This window comes from Cupriavidus sp. PET2-C1 (assembly GCF_054515855.1).
The window spans coordinates 3,297,197-3,315,648 of the sequence record NZ_CM137259.1 but is presented as its reverse complement, the minus strand read 5'-3'; the positions used below and the strand labels follow the sequence as shown (position 1 = coordinate 3,315,648).

Below are 18,452 nucleotides of genomic sequence, written 5' to 3'. Positions count from 1 at the left end.
CCATGACACTCGACCGCATCCTCCAATCCCAAGGCTTCGGCACCCGCCGCTATTGCGGCGACCTGATCGGGGCCGGCCTGGTGGAGGTCGACGGTACCCTGTGCGAAGATCCGGGCGCCAAGTTCGAGGTCGACGGCCTGCGCCTGACCGTGGACGGCGAGGACTGGATCGGCCACACCAAGGCCTACATCCTGCTGAACAAGCCGGTGGGCTACGAATGCTCGCAGCGCCCGCGCCACCATCCCAGCGTGTACAACCTGCTGCCGGTGCCGCTGCGCCAGCGCGAAGTGCAGGCGGTCGGGCGGCTGGACCAGGACACCACCGGCCTGCTGCTGCTCTCGGACGATGGCCAGTTCATCCACGCCCAGACCTCGCCCAAGAAGAAGGTGCCCAAGGTCTACGAAGTGACGACCGCCGAGCCGGTCACCCAAGAGCAGGTCGATGCGCTGGTGGCTGGCGTGCAGCTCGAGGACGAGCCGGCCCCGATCGCGGCGGCCGCCTGCGAGGCTACCGGCGAGCGCAGCCTGCGCCTTAGCCTGACCGAGGGCAAGTACCACCAGGTCAAGCGCATGGTGGCCGCGGCTGGCAACCATGTGGAAGCCCTGCACCGCAGCGCCATCGGCGGGCTGGTGCTGGAGCCGACCCTGGCGCTGGGAGACTGGCGCTGGCTGACGCCGGAAGACCTGGCCGCCCTGACGCGCAAGGAATAGGCGGGCGGCGGCAAGCAAGCATTGACGCTGGCACAGAGGCCAGCAAGCAAGCGCACCGGGCAAGCGTCGGAATGTTGCGTTGCGGCATTCCGCGAATCTTTTCCGGACGGATGGCAACGATTTGATAAAATGCAGGAATGGCGACGCTGGAAGCCCCAATCAACCTCACCAATCAGTTCCTGATTGCCATGCCCGGCATGGCAGACCCGACTTTTTCGGGTTCCGTCGTCTACTTGTGCGAGCACAACGACCGCGGCGCGCTGGGCCTGGTGATCAATCGGCCTATCGATATCGATATGGCCACCCTGTTCGACAAGATCGACCTCAAGCTGGAGATCCAGCCGGTGGCACAGCAGCCGGTCTATTTCGGCGGACCGGTGCAGACCGAGCGCGGTTTCGTGCTGCATGATCCGGTCGGCATCTATGTCTCGTCGCTGGCCGTGCCCGGCGGACTCGAGATGACCACCTCCAAGGATGTGCTGGAGGCCGTGGCCAACGGCAGCGGCCCGCAACGCTTCCTGCTCACGCTCGGCTATGCCGGTTGGGGCGCGGGCCAGCTGGAGGAAGAACTTAGCCGCAATGGCTGGCTGACCGTCCAGGCCGACCCCGAAATCATCTTCAGCGTGCCCCCCGAGGAACGCTTCGCCGCCGCCATACGCCTGTTGGGCATCGATTTCACCATGCTCTCGGGCGAGGCTGGGCATGCCTGACGACGGAGCGACGCCAGCGCCGCGCCAGTTGCCCACCGACGGCACCGTCCTGGCCTTCGATTACGGCGAAAAGAAGATCGGCGTTGCGCTTGGCAACTTCGTCACGCGCGAGGCGCGTGCGCTCGTCATCATTCCCAATATCACCGTGGAAGGCCGCTTCGAGGCGGTGACCGCGCTGATCAATGAGTGGGCGCCGGTGCAGCTGGTGGTGGGCATGCCCACCAATCCGGACGGCAGCCAGCAGCCATCGATGCGGCTCGCACGCCGCTTCGGCAACCAGTTGAACGGCCGCTTCGGCCTGCCGGTGGCCTGGGTGGACGAAAGCTACACGTCGATCGCCGCCGAGATGGCCGGCGCCCGCAAGGGCGCGCTCGACGCCGAGGCCGCCAGCATCATCCTGCAACAGTACTTCGACCAGCATCCGCTATGACCCAGACTTCCTCTCTCGACGCCGAGGCGCTCTACCGTACGCTGCGTGACCAGGTGCAGGCCGCGCTGCCTGAGGCCGAACGCGCGCAATGGTCGGTCGCCGGCATCTATTCCGGCGGCGCCTGGATTGCCGAGCGGCTCGCCGCGGACCTGCAACTGGCGGCCCATGGGGTCATCAACGTTGCCTTCCACCGCGACGACTATGCCAAGAAGGGCCTGCACAGCCAGGCCCAGCCGACCACGCTGCCCTTTGACGTGCAAGACCGCAAGATCCTGCTGATCGATGACGTGCTGGCCACCGGGCGCACCATCCGTGCTGCCGTCAACGAGCTGTTCGACTATGGCCGCCCGGCCCGCGTGGCGCTGGCCGTGCTGGTCGATCGCGGCGGCCGCGAACTGCCGGCGGCTGCGGACTTTGCCGCCACGCACGTCGCGTTGCCGCCCGGGACCACGCTGGTGCTGTCGCATGAGGGCACCGGCTCCGACATGCGCTTTGCCTTCGCCGACGAGGCCACCGGCAACTAAGCCTGCCCAGCCCACCGGCCGGCGCGCCCGCAACGGCACGCCGGCAAGCCAGACCCAGACCTGCCCAGACCAGTCAACGCCACCGCCCGGCCCTTTCTACCTGCCATGATCAAGACGTTCCGCAACCCGCAACTGACCAAGAACGGCGAGCTCAAGCACCTGCTTTCGATCGAGGGCTTGTCGCGCGATATGGTCGCGCACATCCTCGACACTGCCAGCCAGTTCGTCTCGCTGTCGGACTCCGACCGCGAAGTGAAGAAGGTGCCGCTGCTGCGCGGCAAAAGCGTGTTCAACCTGTTCTTCGAGAACTCCACGCGTACCCGCACCACCTTCGAGATTGCCGCCAAGCGGCTGTCGGCGGACGTGCTCAACCTGAACATCAACGCCTCGTCCACGAGCAAGGGCGAGTCGCTGCTCGACACCATCAACAACCTGTCGGCGATGTCGGCCGACATGTTCGTCGTGCGCCATGCCAGTTCCGGCGCGCCGTACCTGATCGCCGAGCACGTTGCGCCCCATGTCCATGTCATCAACGCGGGCGACGGCCGCCACGCGCACCCCACGCAGGGGCTGCTCGACATGTACACGATCCGCCACTACAAGAAGGATTTCACCAATCTCACGGTCGCCATCGTGGGTGACATCCTGCACTCGCGCGTGGCGCGCTCGGACATCCACGCGCTGACCACGCTGGGCGTGCCCGAAGTGCGCGCCATCGGCCCGCGCACGCTGCTGCCCTCGGGGCTGGAGCAGATGGGCGTGCGCGTCTTCCACAATATGGAAGAGGGGATGAAGGGCGTGGACGTGGTGATCATGCTGCGCCTGCAGAACGAGCGCATGAGCGGCGCGCTGCTGCCCTCGGCGCAGGAATACTTCAAGGCCTATGGCCTCACACCCGAGCGTCTGGCGCTGGCCAAGCCCGATGCCATCGTGATGCATCCGGGCCCGATGAACCGTGGCGTGGAGATCGACTCCGCCGTGGCCGACGGGCCGCAGTCCGTGATCCTCAACCAGGTGACCTTCGGCATTGCGGTACGCATGGCCGTGATGGGCATCGTGGCTGGAAACCACGACTGACCTCATGACGGATAGCGCCCGACCGACAAGGTCCAGGCAAGCCAGAACAACCGAATACAAGCCAAGCGACACGATATGAAGATCCACATCAAGGGCGGCCGCCTGATCGACCCGGCCGCGAACGTCGATGCGCAGCAAGACCTCTACATTGCCGCCGGCAAGATCGTCGGCGTGGGCAGCGCGCCGGCGGACTTCCACGCCAACAAGACGATCGACGCCAGCGGGCTGGTCGTCTGCCCCGGCCTGGTCGACCTGTCCGCGCGGCTGCGCGAGCCGGGCTATGAATACAAGGCCACGCTCGAATCCGAAGTGGCCGCAGCCACCGCCGGCGGCGTGACCAGCCTGGTTTGCCCGCCCGACACCGACCCCGTGCTCGACGAGCCCGGCCTGGTCGAGATGCTCAAGTACCGCGCCCGCACGCTCAACCAGACCCACGTGTATCCGCTAGGTGCGCTCACGCTGGGCCTCAAGGGCGAGACGCTGACCGAGATGTCGCAGCTCACCGAGGCCGGCTGCATTGGCTTCTCGCAGGCCGAAGCGCCGATCCGCAACACCCAGGTGCTGCTGCGCGCCCTGCAGTACGCGCAGACCTTCGGCTTCACGGTCTGGCTGCGCCCGGAGGACCCGTACCTTGGTGGCGGCGTGGCCGCCAGCGGTGCCGTGGCATCGCGCCTGGGCTTGTCCGGCATGTCGGTGATTGCCGAGACCGTGCGCCTGCACACCATCTTCGAGCTGATGCGCGCCTGCGGCGCACGCGTGCACCTGTGCCGCCTGTCGTCGGCCGCGGGCATTGAGCTGGTACGCCAGGCCAAGCGCGAAGGCCTCAAGGTGACCTGCGACGTCAACATCCATCATGTGTCGCTGACCGACATGGACATCGGCTATTTCAACTCGCAGATGCGCTTCTCACCGCCGCTACGCAGCGCGCGCGATCGCGACGCCATCGTGGCCGGGCTGGCCGACGGCACCATCGACGCACTGTGCTCGGACCACACCCCCGTGGACGACGACGAAAAGCTGCTGCCCTTCGCCGAAGCCTCGCCAGGCGCCACCGGGCTGGAGCTGCTGCTGCCGCTGACACTGCGCTGGGCCGAGGAGCACAAGGTGCCGCTGGGCAAGGCGCTCGCCCGCATCACGGCCGAGCCGGCTCGCGTGCTCGGCCTGGCTGCCGGCACACTGGCCGCAGGCAGTGCCGCCGATATCTGCATCTTCCATCCCGAGCAGGAATGGAAGGTCGAGCGGCGCGCGCTCAAGAGCCAGGGCAAGAATTCGCCGTGGCTCGGCTACGAGATGCGTGGGCGCGTGCGCACCACGCTGGTCGGCGGCCACGTCGTCTACGAACTGCACTGACGTTACGCCGGAGAGCCTTGCATGATCTGGTTGCGCAAGACCGCGCTCATCCTCCACCTGCTGCGCGGCATCCTCACCTGCGCAGTACTGTTCCCGTGGCTGGGCACCGAATCGCGCCAATGGCATATCCGGCGCTGGTCGCGCCGGCTGCTGCGCATCTGTGGGATCACGGTCGAAGTGCAAGGGCTCAAGCTCGGGGAAGCGCCGCCGCGCGGCGCCATGGTGGTGTCCAACCACATCTCCTGGCTCGACATCTATGTCATCAACACCTGGTACCCGGTGCGCTTCGTCGCCAAGTCAGAGATCCGCGACTGGCCCGTGATCGGCTGGCTGTGCGGGCAGACCGGCACCATCTTCATCGAACGGGCGCGCAAGCGAGATGCGCATCGGGTGCTGCATGCCATCACCGATGTGATGCTGCAGGGCGACCTCGTCTGCGTGTTCCCGGAAGGCACCACCACGGATGGCGCCAGCGTGTTGCCGTTCCACGCCAACCTGATGCAGGCCCCCATCTCCGGCGGGCTCCCGGTGCAGCCGGTCGGGCTGGCCTACCTGGATACGGCTACGGGAAAACCGACGCCGGCGCCGGCGTATATCGGGGATCTGACCTTGCTGGACACGCTCGACGCGGTGCTGCGGGCGGGCCCGATCACGGCGCGCCTGTGTCTTGCTCCGGCCCTTGCTGCCGCCAGTGCCAGCCGGCGGGAGCTGGCCGAGGCAGCACAGGAAGTGGTGGGGCATCTGAGCCAGGGGGCGCATGAGGCTGCGGCGAAGGCGGCGGGGCGTGTGAATCAGGCGCTTTCGTTGGAGCCGTGTGCGGAGGTAGCGTCGTCCTGAGGGCGAATTTTCCTTCCAACTACCGGGATGCCTATTCTGGACCGACTCGCCGCATCCTTGCGGCAGGCGGCACGCAATCTGCCCGCGTGTGCACGCATGGGCACCCGAAGCGGTTCGGATAGAATACGGGCCATCGCCGCAAGCGCCCACTACACCAAGAGTCCACTGCGACAAATTGCAGAGGCATGAGGCCACCCCTGCCTTGAAGAGCTTCCCATGATTGCTAAGATATCCCGCCGTGAATATCAACACACCCTCGTCGCCAAGGCCCGCGCCGAGAGGCCGTGTGTCGGTTTTGATAACGCCATATGAAGAAGGTTGCCATTCTCCAATCGAACTACATTCCCTGGAAGGGATATTTCGACCTGATTGCAAGTGTCGATGAGTTCATTTTGTACGACGATGTGCAGTATACCCGCCAGGATTGGCGCAATCGCAATCAGATCAAGACACGGCAGGGCTTGCAGTGGTTGACCGTGCCTGTGCGGGCCAACTTTGGCCAGCACATATGCGACACCGCTATTGACGGACGCAAATGGACCCAGACTCATTGGAAGTCGCTGGAGCATAGCTATGGGAAAGCCGCACATTTTGAAGACGTAGCGCAGTGGCTTGCACCGCTATATCTCGAAGGAGAGCACACGCTTCTGTCCGGCCTGAACCGTGCATTGATCGAGGCAATCTGCAGATACCTTGGTATTACGACGACGCTCTCCTATTCCTGGGACTATGCGCCGTGCGACGGCAAGTCCGAACGGCTCGTCGATCTGTGCCGCCAGGCTGGAGCCGGCGAATATATATCGGGGCCTTCCGCGAAGGCATATCTCCGTGAGGAGGTATTTGCCGAACAGGGGATCGGTGTTCGCTGGTTTGACTATGTTGGTTATCGACAGTATCCGCAGCTCTGGGGAGAATTCGAGCACGCCGTCTCGATTCTGGACCTGTTGTTTAACTGTGGCAAAGAGGCCCCCAATTTCATGAGGTATGTACGTCAATGAAGCTGTCCGTTGTCTCGACGATGTATCGGTCGGCACCATTCCTCGATGCGTTCTATCAGCGTGTAAGTGCCGCAGCGCGTGCATTTGCCGGGGATGACTACGAGCTCATCTTCGTCAACGATGGGTCGCCCGACGACAGCCTGGACCGCGCGATCAGCCTGAGTAGTGGGGATCCGCGCGTTGTTGTCGTAAATCTGTCGCGCAACTTCGGGCACCACGCAGCCATCGTGGCGGGGCTCGGCCAGGCCGTGGGAGACCTGGTTTTCCTGATCGATTGCGATCTGGAGGAGCATCCGGAGTGGCTGGGTGAATTTGCGGCGCACATGCAGCAAACCCAAGCCGATGTAGTGTACGGCGTGCAGCAGGAGCGTACGGCGAGTTTCTGGTCGAATGTCTATGGTGAGTTGTTCTGGCGTGCCTTGAATGCTTTTTCGGCGGTGCGCATCGGGCACAACCCAATGACCTGCCGGCTGATGAAGCGAAGCTATGTCGATGCACTGCTCTCGGTGGAGGACCGGGTCCTTTATCTTGCCGGTGTTTTCGCGTGGACGGGCTTCCGGCAGGAAGCACTGCCGCGCGTGAAAAGCACTCGCCCGGTGCGACAAGCGTCGAGCTATAACCTGACACGAAAACTCGTGCAGGTGGCAGATTCCTTCTCTTCCTTCAGTGTGGCACCGTTGACGATGGTTTTCCTGACAGGTCTGGTGATCTGGCTGGGATCCATCGGATATGGCCTGGTATTGTTTGCGCAAAAGCTTTTTGCTCCAGAGACCGTCCTGTCTGGCTTCGCGTCGCTCATGCTGTCACTCTGGTTCTTGAGCGGAACGATGATTCTGGTGCTCGGGATTCTCGGTTTGTACATCGCCAAGATATTCCAGGAGGTCAAGCGCCGCCCGCTCTACATCGTACGAAATGTCATCCGGAACAGTCCCAATGAGCCAGTCGCTTGATGCTTTTGTGGGGGCATATGGCCAATCGTTTGCCTATGCCTTTGACAACGAAATAATGCTTAACTGGTATCCGCAGCGCATTATTCAACGCGTTCCCGCCCAGGCGCGCGTGCTCGAACTCGGCGTCGGTCACGGCTATACGACAGCGCGATTCTCAAAGCATTTCGCCAGGACGGTCGTGGTAGATGGCTCTGCCGCGGTAATTTCCCGATTCCATAGCGAATTTCCCGACTGCACGGCGGAGGTCATTGAGAGCTACTTCGAGCACTTTGATACCGAAGAAAGGTTTGATGTCATCGTGATGGGCTTTGTGCTCGAGCACGTCGCGGATCCAGATTTGGTGTTGCGGCATTTTGCAAGGTATCTCGCCCCAGGCGGCCGCTGTTTTGTCGCGGTACCCAATGGCGAGTCGATGCACCGACGACTCGGCCATTTGGCCGGCCTGCTCGATGATGTCATGTCGCTTGGGCAGGGCGATCTTGCACTGGGGCATCTTCGCCAGTACTCGAAGTCCAGCCTGATTGCACAGTTGGAAGCCGCCGGATATGAAGTCCGCGATGTGGAAGGCATTTTCCTGAAGCCGTTTACGACCCAGCAACTGCAAAGCCTGGCGCTGCCGGAATCGGTTACCAACGCGCTCTGCCAGTTGGGCGTTGGCTATCCGGAGCTGAGTTGCGCGCTGCTTGCCGAAGCGGTGATTGCACAATGACCACTATTCTCACGACCGGCGTCGGGGCCATCATTGGATACGGTGTGCTGCGATCATTGCGCGCATCAAATCCGGAGTACAGGCTGGTCGGTACCGACATCTACGCGGATGCTGTGGGACAGTTCTGGGCGGACGAATTCGAGCAGGCGCCGCTGACAAATTCGGATGGTTACCTTAAATGGCTCTCCGACGTGGTGCGGCGCCATCAGGTGGATCTGGTCATACCGGGTATCGAGCAGGATCTCCACAGGCTCTCAGATGCACGTGACCTGCTCCCTGGACTGGGCATTCGGTGCGTACTTAATGACAAAGCCTTGGTGGATCTTTCCAAGGACAAGTGGCACACGTTTCAGGCGCTCCAGTCGGAAAACGATCCACTGCGAATCCCCACATTCGCATCCGGTACATACCAAGAGCTTGCCGAGCAGCTTGGCGTGCCCTTCCTGCTCAAACCGCGTCGCAGCTATGCATCGAAGGGGCTGGTCCGTGTGACATCGTCAGAAGTCTTCGCGATGCATGCCCATGCACTGGGCGAGCGGCTGGTGGCGCAGCCCATCGTGGGTTCCGACGACGCTGAATACACGGTCGGCTTGTTCGGCGACGGCAAGGGTGGGGTTGCCGCATCCATTACCCTCAGGCGGAGGCTGGCAACTGACGGATCGACTGCCAAGGCATGGGTTGTGGAGGACAGCACGCTGGATGCCGAAGTGGCAAGGTTGGTAGCGCGGTTCCGCCCAGTGGGTCCTACCAACCTGCAGTTCAGGGCGGATGCGGATGGCTGGCGGTTGCTGGAGTTCAATCCGCGGATCTCATCCTCGACGTCATTGCGAACGGCATTCGGTTACAACGAAAGCCGCATGTGCGTGGATTTCTATGTCGACGGACGCCTGCCAGCGCAACCCGTCATTCGCCAAGGCTTCGCCGCGCGATATATCGAGGACTATGTCATTCATGATCGGTCTGATTTCTGACATTCACGGAAATGCGGCCGCACTGGAAGCAGTGCTCGCGTCGCTGGATGCCCTGGGTGTCGAGCGCATTCTATGCCTCGGAGATGTCGCGGGGTATTACAGCGAGGTCAATGCATGTTGTGCCATGCTTCGCAACCGGCAAATCCCCACAATCATGGGTAACCACGACTGGTATTTGGCAAGCGGCGCATCCTGCGAGCGATCGCGAAGTGCCAACGATTGCCTCGACTATCAGCGATCGGTGATCGAGCCCGGGCATCTCGATTGGTTGAGAGACCTACCGCGTGATCTTGCGGTGGATGGCTTGCAACTGATCCATGGAGGCTGGCGAGACCCGCTGGAGGAATACTTGGTGCCATCCGACGAGTATTTCGAGCACATGAACGGGAGGTTCTTCGTATCGGGACACCTGCATGTGCAATACGTCTGGAAAGGCAATTGTGTAACCTACTGCAATCCTGGCGCGGTCGGACAGCCTCGTGATGGCGATGCAAGTGCCGCATTTGCAACGTGGGATGGTGCGGACTTCAGCCTGCATCGTGTTCCATATGAAATCGACAGGACCGCAACAGCCATGCGGGCAGCCGGCTTCAGCGAGTATTACTACGAGAACCTGTACTCTGGCACGCGAATTGGCGGGAAGCTCTCGCGGCGTCCGGTAGACTGATGATCGCTAGTATCGCTATGCCTGACCCGAATGGCGCCCGGCTCTGCTTGTCTTTTTGACCGTCTGCGGGACGAATGATATTGAAGTGGTGTGTGTGGGATTGGTGCAGATTTGCCGGCTTTGGCGGCGAAGCTGGTCGGGTCTCGGAGAATCTCGAATATTTCCATGTGTTCGAGCACGGCAGCGTGTTGGCTGATTCACTGGAACGGAAATGGATATGGTAAATCGGGATTCGGTCCTGCAATCTACGACTGTGCGGGATAGAGGATTCTTCCCAACGCTGCTCCGCTACGGCGTAGTCGGTCTGCTTAGCAATGCCTGCGGATATGGCATTTATGTGCTTGTAACCTGGGCGGGAGTTCCGCCGCTGGTTGCCATGTCGCTGCTATACTCGGCGGGCGCATTGATTGGGTTCATAGGAAATCGTAAATGGGCGTTTTCCTATGAGGGCAAAGCACTTCCAAGTCTGGTGCGCTACTGGATCACACATTGCATCGGCTTCGGCCTGAATTTCCTGTTGCTCTATGTATTTGCCGACCGTCTCGGTTATCCACACCAGCTGGTTCAGGCGGTAGCAGTGTTTGTCGTGGCGGGGTTTCTGTTCGTCATGTTCAGGTTGTTCGTTTTTCCGCATAGCAACCCAAAGCTTCCATCATGATTGCTTGTCCCCAATGCGGCACGCACTATTCGACCGCTGCCGCAGCATGCCCTGCATGCGCATTTCAACCCCAGACACTTCGCGGCATCCTTGCCTGGGCGCCTGAGATGGCTGCCGGCGGCGGCGGATTCAAGGCAGAGTATTTTTCCACACTGGTGCAGTTGGAGGAGAGCAACTTCTGGTTTCGTGCGCGCAATGCCATCGTTGGGTGGGCACTGCGCAAGTATTTCGGCGAGCCTCGATCGCTGCTCGAGGTGGGATGCGGCACCGGCTTTGTGCTTTCCGGTATCGCGAAGGTTTGTGGCTCGACGCAGCTTACCGGTAGCGAGATTTTCATAGACGGTTTGTCATTTGCGGCCGAGCGCGTGCAACATGCCCGCTTCGTGCAAATGGACGCGCGCCATATGCCATACGTCGAGGAGTTCGATGTCGTCGCCTCATTCGATGTCCTCGAGCATATCGAGGAAGACGAGCTAGTGCTGCGTAATTGCTGGCAAGCCCTAAAGCCAGGCGGGGGCATCCTGTTGACGGTTCCTCAACATCAATGGCTCTGGAGTGAGGCCGATACGTATGCATGTCACGTGCGGAGATACCATGCCGATGAACTACATGCAAAGCTGGAGCGTGCCGGCTTCGATATTGTGCGGTCCACCTCCTTTACGTCATTGCTGTTGCCGGCAATGATGTTGTCTCGGCGCGGTAAGCATCGTGACAAACCTTTCGATCCTCTGTCCGAGTTTAATATTCCTCCTGCATTGAATCGCACGTTGGAAGGAATACTTGCGGTGGAGCGACAAATCATGCGCATGGGAATTGATTTCCCTGCAGGTGGCTCCCGGCTAGTTGTAGCCAGGAAACGTAGCTATTGATCTTTCCGTAAATCATGACGTCACCACAACGTTGCCTGAGCCCAGCACGCGGCGATGATCGAAGGCCGGTGTTGAGCGCTTTTGAGCTTGTTGCGGGCGACGGTATGCAACTCATTGAGGTTGTCGGGGCAGAAGTTCGCAATCGCATGACGCTTGAGCCATGCCCACAGGTACTCGACGGGGTTGAGCTCGGGGCAGTACGGTGGAAGGAAGGTCACATGAGTATGTCCCTCGAGAGAATCCAGATATTCGCGGACCATCGCCACACGACGGGGCCTGGCACCATCCCAGATGATCAGCAACGGCTGCTTCAGATGCGCTTTGAGCGCCTTGAGAAACTCGACCACCTGTTCTTTCTTGACGCTGACTTCGTACAGCCGAAACAGGTAGTTCGTGCGACTGAGCCCGGCGATCGCCGACACATGATTTCAGTTGAAATGAAACTGGATGATCGGTGTCTGCCCCTTGGGCGCCCAGGTACGCACACGCGTGGGGCGCTCGCTGATGCCGTTCTCGTCGATAAAGACAATCAATCGGCCGTCACGTTGGGCTTTTTTTTAAGCGCAGGCCAGGTGTGGCGCTTCCAGTGGCGCACCGCGACTTCGTCTCGCTCGATCGCGCGACGATCTGGCTTCTGCGCGCTGAAACCCAACACCCCAAGAATGTGCCAGATCTGCGTTTGGCTGAACTCGACGCCATACGTGCGCTTGATGAGCGAACCGACGCGCTTGAGTGTCCATAGCTCGGTACCAAAGCCATGCGCAGTCGGGCTTTGCAGCAACGCCCCGCACAATTCGGCCAATTGCTCCGGCTCGAGCTTGGCTGGGCGGCCTCGACCTGGCACAGCTCGTAGCGCATCAATTCCGCCTTCATCGAGCAGAGCCTTCCACGTGTACACCGTTTGTCGGGCTACCCCCACGGCCAATGCCACCTCGGCCGGTCGCTTGCCAGCCAACAGCATCCGACCAGCGCGCAAGCGCTTCTTCGTTGCTTCGTCTAACGGCTTCTTCGACACGGCGCGCACCTCCATTCAACCCGTTAGAGATAAAACGTGCCAGCCCAGAATCCGCTGTCATGTTTTTTGTAAATCTCAATAACACGCAGCATCATTCGCCATGAACAATTTCTCCTTCATTCCTTTCAATCGGCCCCACATGACTGGCCGGGAGCTGCACTATATTGCCGAGGCTCATATGAATGGGAAGCTCGCTGGTGATGGCCCGTTTACCAAACGATGCCATGGCTGGATTGAGAGCCAGACCCATACAGCGAAGGCTTTGCTTTCTCATTCTTGCACCGCGGCATTGGAGATGGCGGCACTGCTGATGGATCTGGAGCCTGGCGACGAAATCATCATGCCCTCGTACACGTTCGTGTCGACCGCGAACGCATTTGTACTGAGGGGTGCCGTTCCCGTTTTCGTCGATGTTCGTGAAGACACGCTGAATCTCGACGAGCGACTGATCGAAGCAGCAATTACGTCCCGCACGCGCGGCATTGTGCCGGTCCACTATGCGGGCGTGTCATGCGAAATGGACGCGATCATGGATATCGCGCGGCGTCATGGACTTCGCGTGGTGGAAGACGCGGCGCAGGGTGTTATGGCGAGCTACAAGGGACGCGCCTTGGGTAGCATTGGCGACCTCGGGGCCTTCAGCTTTCATGAAACCAAGAACGTGATTTCGGGCGAGGGCGGTGCGCTCCTCGTCAACGATGCAGCACTTGCGCTGCGGGCGGAAATCATCAGGGAGAAGGGTACCGACCGGAGCCGCTATTTCCGCGGGGAAGTAGACAAGTACACATGGCAGGAAGTGGGCTCGTCGTTCCTGCCAGGCGAGATGACTGCTGCATTCCTGTGGGCACAGCTTGAAGAGGCAGGCAATTTGACGGCCCGCCGTCTGGCCTTGTGGGAGCACTATCACGAACGGCTGGCCATGCTCGAACGCGGCGGATGTATCCGGCGCCCGGTGGTGCCAGTGGAGTGTACCCACAATGCGCATATGTACTATGTGCTCGTGGCACCAGGCATCGATCGCCAAAAGGTTCTGGAGCGCCTGGGCAAGCGGAACATCAATGCAGTCTTCCACTACGTACCATTGCACTCCGCGCCGGCAGGGGTACGTTGTGCAAGGACGCATGGCACGCTGGATGTGACGGACAGCATAGCAAGCCGCCTCATTCGTCTGCCCTTGTGGATCGGGCTCACCTCGGAGCAGCAGGACTATGTGGTAGCCGAGCTGGCTGTTGCGCTAGAACAGGCTTGAGATGCAGCGTGCATAGCGCGCCTTGACCGGGTCACGCCTCGTGGGGCATGGACTGTCAAGCCGCGCTGCCTCGTGTCTCGAAGGCGCCCTTTCGAGACGCACGCCGCATCGCAAACTGGGCTGCGATTGCTACCAGTACAACCAGCCAGAAGGCGTGGGCAATCCAGGCAAACCTAGCGTATGGTTCGAAACGCAACCGTACCTGCCGCACGTCATCAGGCAAAACGGCGCCTTGGAATACGCCGTCAATTGCCACGGTGGGTACGGGCTCCCATCCGCGCGACGTGAGTGCCTGCGCATGCCAGTCTTGATGGAATTTCTGGCTCAGTACCAAGAGTGATGGCGCCCGGTCGGGAATGTCGAACTCCTTGATATCACCCATATCACTTGTCTTGGTAACTGCGTTTCCCATGCGGAGTGCCGCATCCGGGATATCGATGTTGTTGCGATCGGCGGCAGATTGTGAGGTTCTTACCTGGACGCAACAACCCATGCGCGAGATCACACGATACACATAAGCTGTACCGAGCCGTTCCACCTGCTGCAGGGCCGCCGCTGACGGCAACTCCGCTGGCGATAGAACGACCGCGATATTGCTCATCCAGAATGCAATGCTGTTGAAGTCCGGTTGTATAACGTCGTTCCACCGGCCGAAGGCGCGTGTATCGCTTCCTAGTGCGTTCAGCAGGTTGCGGTAGCGGTATGACGAAAGGCTGTTGTAGCTGTGAATCGAATCCAGACCAAGGGTCGCATTGAGATTCGGCGGCAGCACCTTTAGCCCTGGACTGAGCACTGCATATCGGGAATCCGGTGGGAGGTGAGCCCGCACGGCGCTAGCCAATGGGGACGATATCGATATACTTGCCGGGTCCTGATGCAACATCAGGGGATAGCTCGAATATGCGACAGTCACAGCGAGCGCAGCACTGGGCAGCAGCAGCGAGCGTCTGGCAACCTGTGCCCCGAGAATCAGAATGGCGGCCAGCGCCATGCATCCCGCCATCCAGTTAATGGCGAGACCGCTATGCAACGCGAATGCCAGAGATCCTGCCAGGCCGGCCAACGCAACCATGCTCGCCAGGATTGTCGCGGCTTTCCACGACCTAGGGGCCCGGGTCGCGTCATATAGCGAATCCAAACCATAGGCGACGACGATGGTCATCGGCAGTAGGGCATTGCCCAAGGGCGCACTCGGTGAAAGGTTGAATCCGAGATACTTGACCCCGAACAGATAAGCAGTAGGGCTAAAGGTAAATAGACCAGTCAGTGCAATGGCAACCCACCATCCCCAGCATCGCCTGAACGCAATCAACAGCGCACAGATGGCAAAGAAGATAGCGGGGGGTGTCATGCTGAGCCCGTCATAAGGCAACGCAAAATTGGACGCAATCGGGTTGCCAAGTACTTCGGGATAGAGCGCCAAAGTCAGAAAGCGCGCGAGATCTGCGAAGCTCTCAATATGAGGCAGATACTCAACAAAAAACAATGGATCTGCGGTGAGGCGCGTCGATTCCAATGTGATTCGATACAGATCAAGGTAGACCGGCACACACAGGGCTCCAGCCACGACACAGGCCGCAACCAGTAAGCCGATATAGCGTAGCGCCGCCATTCTTCCAGCTTCGCGCCATTGTCGCGTGACCAATACCAGGCCATAGGCAACGAACATGTAAGTGTGAACCACAACCGGCTGCGGATACGCGGTCATCAATAGGCTGTAGACGCTGAAGCAAAGTATTGCCCAGCCACCGAGGTCCTTGCTCTTCGACAGTCGGGTCATGCCATACAGTGTGGCTGCAGACCACGTAGCGACTGCGGAGAATACCGGGAACGTCAGCCAGTACATAAACAATGGCGAGGTGGCCATGCCGCTCCCCGCCATCAACCCGGCCAAGGGCGCTAGCCCCAGTTGTCGGCAGAGCAGCATGATGAATAGTCCGCCAAGCAGGCAGGAGCCCAGGGACAGGAACGTAATGAATCGCTGCGGGTCTGGCGCGACGTATGCGAGTATCGCCGCTGGCGGGTAAGCGGGACTGAACCCACCTAGGTGAAATAGCGGGCGGCCCAACTCGTTTGCGTCGGACCACAGCCCAAGCCAGCCAGAGCGGCGGCCGTGCAACAGTTGCTCGATCTCCGGAATATAAGCATTCGTATAGTCCGAAAACTTCCGATTCTTTGGAGATTCATTGACGATGGCGGACGGTACACCTAGTTCCTGGGCCTGGCGGTGCGGCGCGATGACGTCGCCGTGCGCCCCAGTAACGGAATGTCAACAGGGCGAACAGCAGCGCATACGCAAGGAATGCCAACCGGTAATCGGGAAGTCTGGTTATTGGTTTCATCTGCCCTTGTCGCACCTTGCAAGGTGCACGTTAGATCGATTGCCGTTGCGCTAGCGGCGATGGTATACCTGGTAGGCGGAATTGCCTTTATAAGATCCGAGCCGCTCAAAATGCGATTCGATATATTCGAAGACCATGGCGTGTGAATTGCGGAACCGAGTCTGTTCATTGCCGTCGATGGCAATATCCAGAATCAGCGCGAAACCCGGATTCGATGCCTTGATTCGATCGATTTCCGCTTGCTGAAATGCCTCATCGCGGGGAAACAGTGCGTAGATTTCCCACATTGGCGATTTGCGGTCGAAGACCGCATATGCGGCGGGCCAGAAGGGCGCGGCGATGAATGTCTGTCCCCTGGGCGCGTACTGTTTCGCCAGATCGTCGAGCATGGCAAGATCGTTGACAGCGCCCTGTTCGATCTTCATGCGGTCGTTGCCGACGGTTGCGTTCACGCAGCTTGGGCTGATATGGCATTGCCAGCCGGGCTGCACCGGGAACATGATGGCAAGGCTTGCGGCGAGCAATGCGATGGCGGCCAGCCACCGCGCCGGATGTCTTCCCGCAGCGATACACGCGAAACCGCCGAGCAGGAAAGGCATGATGCCTTGGGCAAGATGGACAATATCGGCCCGCGAGAGTGCGTAGTGGGCATACGGCAATGACATGGCGGCCGACGCAGCCAGTAACGGGGACACGGCCTGATTTCGTATGCGCTTCACGATGCAGGCGATGATGCTCACGATGCCGAAAAGTGGAACGGCGATAAAGAGACATCCGAGCACAAAGCCACGCAGACCTTCCCAGGCCGTAAGTGCGCCGTATTGGACAGTCCAGGGCCAGGGAACTGGCAATGCCAGATTGGTGGCCTTGATCTGGAAAAGGAAGATGATGCTGTCCAGCATGGCGGCGCCAAAGCCCGGGATCGTGGCTGCCATCACGAGTAGTGGTGAATATCCGACCGCGATGCCTGCGCCCCAGTAAAGTACCGCTCGGAAGATGCCCGGGCCGCCGGTGCGGCCAGCGAGAAAAGCCAGGATCGCCAGGCCGCCGCAGACGCCATAGACGCCGTGATTCCTGCCAACGACAGCCATCAGACCAACCGCGATACCGGCGAGGAGGTAGCGCGCGGCCGACGGCGCCCGGACCAGTGCGGCGTAGGCGCTGACCAGCACAATCGAGGAGACAACATCAAATACCTTGAATGCGGGAAACATCCAGGCTGTCAGCACGACGGACGCCACCACGATGAGCGGCCACATCCCGCGTTTCGCTTCCTTCGAAATGACCCAGAGCCCAAGGGCGAGTCCGAGCCCCTGAAAGATGGCGGCGGCCATGCGCAGGGCGACGATGCCTGTATCGTTCCAAGCCGCCATCCATGCGCCTGACCAGTAGTAGCGGCCGGGGTCATAGGACATGAAGTCGAGCAACGGCGTTTCGCCATGCAGTACGCGCTGTGCTCCATACCACAGGTAGCCCTCATCCCACAGTTCAAAGCCCTTGTGGCCTTGCCAGAGGAAGAGCGCCAGCACGGTTCCCGCTGCCAGTAACAGTATCTGGAGATTCTGTTTGAATTTCTTTTGTGACAGGTAATGCATCGTTAGCCAATTGACTCTAAGAATGTCCGCGCGGGATTCCCGGGGGAGGGCTCCCGTTTCCACCCAAGTACGACTCGGTGCATCAGCGCAACTCCAGACTGCCAAGCCCACCGAATTCTTCATGAAGCGCTGCAATGAGAATCCAGATGACTGCCGCGTCTCCTCTGCTCCCCGACTAGCCGTTCTGACGAGAGGGTGTTCCATTTGCCCCGCGATTGTACTGACTCTTCGGCGGTGCGCCGAATTCAGGAGCGACTTCACTGCGAACGCAACAACGGTTGATGAACGAAAGCGTGCACAGGGCTGCGCGCCGTCTGACAAGGCGTCGCTGACGAAAGGGCGTGGCGCTTGATGGGGCTTGCCCTAGTGTCGACTGCGTGGACGCTAATGTCCCTATGTTTTGCGCTATATGATGCTGCATTGTTCGCCGGGGCGGCTTTCCCGGCACAAGGGGGGCAGGTGCCAAATATCGAGCCACGTGGTCAGCACCAAGTTCAGCTTGCTTGATCGTCTACGTGACTGGATGCCTACATGGCTGCGAATGCGGCTGGTCAGGATTGGCAAGGGCTGACCCCTCCGGCAGCAAAGACGGATAGGTCCTGCTGGCTTACCTAACCGCCGACAACACCCGGAACATTGTGACAATTGTCTCGAGAATACTTATTTAGTATGGTCGGCGTTACACTTCATAGATGCTAGGTTGCATAAGATCGCACTGGTGGACATATTTTTTCCGCCCGCCCCGCTTCAGAGTATGTTTGACGCATTGTGCGCCAACCAATAATGTACGT

Annotated in this window: 17 protein-coding genes and 1 pseudogene; 15 read left to right on the top strand and 3 right to left on the bottom strand. The window is 60.3% G+C overall.

Annotated elements, in window-relative coordinates:
* Nucleotides 1-2: 2 nt before the first annotated feature.
* The 14 genes from ACX12D_RS14940 to ACX12D_RS14875 all read left to right on the top strand — a co-directional run bounded on the left by ACX12D_RS14940 (nucleotide 3) and on the right by ACX12D_RS14875 (nucleotide 11,460).
* On the top strand, nucleotides 3-710 hold the full coding sequence (locus ACX12D_RS14940) for a pseudouridine synthase (RefSeq protein WP_441633478.1): 708 nt from the start codon (nucleotides 3-5) through the stop codon (nucleotides 708-710).
* A 137-nt stretch (nucleotides 711-847) separates the two neighbouring features.
* Nucleotides 848-1,420, top strand: a complete 573-nt coding sequence (locus ACX12D_RS14935; protein WP_043348720.1) for a YqgE/AlgH family protein — start codon at nucleotides 848-850, stop codon at nucleotides 1,418-1,420.
* Entirely contained in the window at nucleotides 1,413-1,850 is a 438-nt protein-coding gene (gene ruvX / locus ACX12D_RS14930) for a Holliday junction resolvase RuvX (RefSeq protein ID WP_441633340.1), read from the top strand. Before ACX12D_RS14935 ends, ruvX begins: the two co-directional genes overlap by 8 nt.
* Nucleotides 1,847-2,374, top strand: a complete 528-nt coding sequence (gene pyrR, locus ACX12D_RS14925) for a bifunctional pyr operon transcriptional regulator/uracil phosphoribosyltransferase PyrR (protein WP_174422641.1) — start codon at nucleotides 1,847-1,849, stop codon at nucleotides 2,372-2,374. Before ruvX ends, pyrR begins: the two co-directional genes overlap by 4 nt.
* Before the next feature lie 105 nt (nucleotides 2,375-2,479).
* Complete coding sequence (locus ACX12D_RS14920) at nucleotides 2,480-3,451, top strand: aspartate carbamoyltransferase catalytic subunit (RefSeq protein WP_459371716.1); 972 nt, start codon at nucleotides 2,480-2,482, stop codon at nucleotides 3,449-3,451.
* A 75-nt stretch (nucleotides 3,452-3,526) separates the two neighbouring features.
* On the top strand, nucleotides 3,527-4,801 hold the full coding sequence (locus tag ACX12D_RS14915) for a dihydroorotase (protein ID WP_459371715.1): 1,275 nt from the start codon (nucleotides 3,527-3,529) through the stop codon (nucleotides 4,799-4,801).
* Nucleotides 4,802-4,822: 21 nt separating this feature from the next.
* On the top strand, nucleotides 4,823-5,638 hold the full coding sequence (locus ACX12D_RS14910) for a lysophospholipid acyltransferase family protein (RefSeq protein WP_459371714.1): 816 nt from the start codon (nucleotides 4,823-4,825) through the stop codon (nucleotides 5,636-5,638).
* A 308-nt stretch (nucleotides 5,639-5,946) separates the two neighbouring features.
* Complete coding sequence (locus ACX12D_RS14905; protein WP_459371713.1) at nucleotides 5,947-6,636, top strand: WbqC family protein; 690 nt, start codon at nucleotides 5,947-5,949, stop codon at nucleotides 6,634-6,636.
* A complete protein-coding gene (locus ACX12D_RS14900; RefSeq protein ID WP_459371712.1) occupies nucleotides 6,633-7,586 on the top strand; it encodes a glycosyltransferase family 2 protein in 954 nt (317 codons plus the stop codon). The genes ACX12D_RS14905 and ACX12D_RS14900 overlap by 4 nt, the downstream gene beginning before the upstream one ends.
* A complete protein-coding gene (locus ACX12D_RS14895) occupies nucleotides 7,570-8,295 on the top strand; it encodes a class I SAM-dependent methyltransferase (protein WP_459371711.1) in 726 nt (241 codons plus the stop codon). The genes ACX12D_RS14900 and ACX12D_RS14895 overlap by 17 nt, the downstream gene beginning before the upstream one ends.
* Complete coding sequence (locus ACX12D_RS14890) at nucleotides 8,292-9,266, top strand: ATP-grasp domain-containing protein (protein WP_459371709.1); 975 nt, start codon at nucleotides 8,292-8,294, stop codon at nucleotides 9,264-9,266. The genes ACX12D_RS14895 and ACX12D_RS14890 overlap by 4 nt, the downstream gene beginning before the upstream one ends.
* Nucleotides 9,247-9,933: a metallophosphoesterase family protein gene (locus tag ACX12D_RS14885; protein WP_459371708.1), complete on the top strand. Its 687-nt coding sequence runs from the start codon at nucleotides 9,247-9,249 to the stop codon at nucleotides 9,931-9,933. The genes ACX12D_RS14890 and ACX12D_RS14885 overlap by 20 nt, the downstream gene beginning before the upstream one ends.
* A 211-nt stretch (nucleotides 9,934-10,144) precedes the next feature.
* A complete protein-coding gene (locus ACX12D_RS14880; protein ID WP_459371707.1) occupies nucleotides 10,145-10,591 on the top strand; it encodes a GtrA family protein in 447 nt (148 codons plus the stop codon).
* A 107-nt stretch (nucleotides 10,592-10,698) separates the two neighbouring features.
* Nucleotides 10,699-11,460 (top strand): class I SAM-dependent methyltransferase, encoded by a 762-nt coding sequence (locus ACX12D_RS14875; protein WP_459371706.1) that lies wholly within the window; start codon nucleotides 10,699-10,701, stop codon nucleotides 11,458-11,460.
* A gap of 20 nt (nucleotides 11,461-11,480) precedes the next feature.
* On the opposite strand, the pseudogene ACX12D_RS14870 reads toward ACX12D_RS14875, so the two are convergent.
* A pseudogene (locus ACX12D_RS14870) lies at nucleotides 11,481-12,475 on the bottom strand (IS630 family transposase).
* Between the two features lie 100 nt (nucleotides 12,476-12,575).
* On the opposite strand from ACX12D_RS14870, the gene rffA reads away from it, so the two are divergent.
* Complete coding sequence (gene rffA / locus ACX12D_RS14865; RefSeq protein ID WP_459371705.1) at nucleotides 12,576-13,724, top strand: dTDP-4-amino-4,6-dideoxygalactose transaminase; 1,149 nt, start codon at nucleotides 12,576-12,578, stop codon at nucleotides 13,722-13,724.
* A gap of 55 nt (nucleotides 13,725-13,779) precedes the next feature.
* On the opposite strand, the gene ACX12D_RS14860 is transcribed toward rffA, so the two are convergent.
* Nucleotides 13,780-15,651 (bottom strand): hypothetical protein, encoded by a 1,872-nt coding sequence (locus ACX12D_RS14860; protein WP_459371704.1) that lies wholly within the window; start codon nucleotides 15,649-15,651, stop codon nucleotides 13,780-13,782.
* Between the two features lie 465 nt (nucleotides 15,652-16,116).
* Nucleotides 16,117-17,661 carry a hypothetical protein gene (locus ACX12D_RS14855; RefSeq protein WP_459371703.1) on the bottom strand — a complete coding sequence of 515 codons (1,545 nt, stop codon included), beginning with the start codon at nucleotides 17,659-17,661 and terminating at the stop codon, nucleotides 16,117-16,119.
* Between the last annotated feature and the right edge of the window lie 791 nt (nucleotides 17,662-18,452).

Bases quoted from the DNA above. Each gene is read 5' to 3' on its own strand.
- ACX12D_RS14940 (WP_441633478.1), top strand. From the start codon at position 3: ATGACACTCGACCGCATCCTCCAATCCCAAGGCTTCGGCACCCGCCGC.
- ACX12D_RS14935 (WP_043348720.1), top strand. From the start codon at position 848: ATGGCGACGCTGGAAGCCCCAATCAACCTCACCAATCAGTTCCTGATT.
- ruvX (WP_441633340.1), top strand. From the start codon at position 1,413: ATGCCTGACGACGGAGCGACGCCAGCGCCGCGCCAGTTGCCCACCGAC.
- pyrR (WP_174422641.1), top strand. From the start codon at position 1,847: ATGACCCAGACTTCCTCTCTCGACGCCGAGGCGCTCTACCGTACGCTG.
- ACX12D_RS14920 (WP_459371716.1), top strand. From the start codon at position 2,480: ATGATCAAGACGTTCCGCAACCCGCAACTGACCAAGAACGGCGAGCTC.
- ACX12D_RS14915 (WP_459371715.1), top strand. From the start codon at position 3,527: ATGAAGATCCACATCAAGGGCGGCCGCCTGATCGACCCGGCCGCGAAC.
- ACX12D_RS14910 (WP_459371714.1), top strand. From the start codon at position 4,823: ATGATCTGGTTGCGCAAGACCGCGCTCATCCTCCACCTGCTGCGCGGC.
- ACX12D_RS14905 (WP_459371713.1), top strand. From the start codon at position 5,947: ATGAAGAAGGTTGCCATTCTCCAATCGAACTACATTCCCTGGAAGGGA.
- ACX12D_RS14900 (WP_459371712.1), top strand. From the start codon at position 6,633: ATGAAGCTGTCCGTTGTCTCGACGATGTATCGGTCGGCACCATTCCTC.
- ACX12D_RS14895 (WP_459371711.1), top strand. From the start codon at position 7,570: ATGAGCCAGTCGCTTGATGCTTTTGTGGGGGCATATGGCCAATCGTTT.
- ACX12D_RS14890 (WP_459371709.1), top strand. From the start codon at position 8,292: ATGACCACTATTCTCACGACCGGCGTCGGGGCCATCATTGGATACGGT.
- ACX12D_RS14885 (WP_459371708.1), top strand. From the start codon at position 9,247: ATGATCGGTCTGATTTCTGACATTCACGGAAATGCGGCCGCACTGGAA.
- ACX12D_RS14880 (WP_459371707.1), top strand. From the start codon at position 10,145: ATGGATATGGTAAATCGGGATTCGGTCCTGCAATCTACGACTGTGCGG.
- ACX12D_RS14875 (WP_459371706.1), top strand. From the start codon at position 10,699: ATGGCTGCCGGCGGCGGCGGATTCAAGGCAGAGTATTTTTCCACACTG.
- rffA (WP_459371705.1), top strand. From the start codon at position 12,576: ATGAACAATTTCTCCTTCATTCCTTTCAATCGGCCCCACATGACTGGC.
- ACX12D_RS14860 (WP_459371704.1), bottom strand. From the start codon at position 15,651: ATGCTGCTCTGCCGACAACTGGGGCTAGCGCCCTTGGCCGGGTTGATG.
- ACX12D_RS14855 (WP_459371703.1), bottom strand. From the start codon at position 17,661: ATGCATTACCTGTCACAAAAGAAATTCAAACAGAATCTCCAGATACTG.